Annotated in this window: 2 protein-coding genes; both read left to right on the forward strand. The window is 55.0% G+C overall.

Annotated elements, in window-relative coordinates:
• On the forward strand, positions 1 to 228 hold a 228-nt coding region (locus tag K0039_RS20530; protein WP_228106799.1), incomplete at its 5' end, for a DUF826 domain-containing protein.
• Between the two features lie 76 nt (positions 229 to 304).
• A complete protein-coding gene (locus tag K0039_RS20535) occupies positions 305 to 520 on the forward strand; it encodes a class II holin family protein (protein WP_000284510.1) in 216 nt (71 codons plus the stop codon).
• The last annotated feature ends 11 nt before the right edge of the window (positions 521 to 531 follow it).

Consider the following 531-nt stretch of genomic DNA (forward strand, 5'->3'; position numbering starts at 1 on the left):
GAAGATGTGCGTGGAGCACTGAAACAGAAAGTCCGCCAGACATTTGAAGCGCAGATAGAAGCGGAGGTGGATGCGATTCTGGATACGCTACTGGGCGAGCAGCCAGGCGAACAGCCAGAGCCGGAACCGCAACCGGAAGATATCACCTCAGAAAACGGCGATATTCAGCCGGAATCACCGGTGGTTGATGCGACTGAAGCACAACCCGAACCTGGCACAATGCTGTAAAGGTGAGTCAGGGCCATCAGTAAAGTACTGCTGGCCTTTTTCATGTTGTGAGCTTCCGGATTGCGGGAGACGGGGTATGTACCAGATGGAAAAAATCACAACAGGTGTGTCATACACCACGTCAGCGGTGGGGACGGGCTACTGGTTCCTGCAGCTGCTGGACAGGGTTTCCCCGTCTCAGTGGGCGGCAATAGGCGTGCTGGGGAGTCTGCTGTTTGGTCTGCTGACGTACCTGACGAACCTGTATTTCAAAATCAGAGAGGACCGTCGTAAGGCGGCACGGGGAGAGTAGGTGATGAACCA

Source organism: Terrisporobacter mayombei, assembly GCF_020748465.1.
Classification (GTDB): domain Bacteria; phylum Bacillota; class Clostridia; order Peptostreptococcales; family Peptostreptococcaceae; genus Terrisporobacter; species Terrisporobacter mayombei.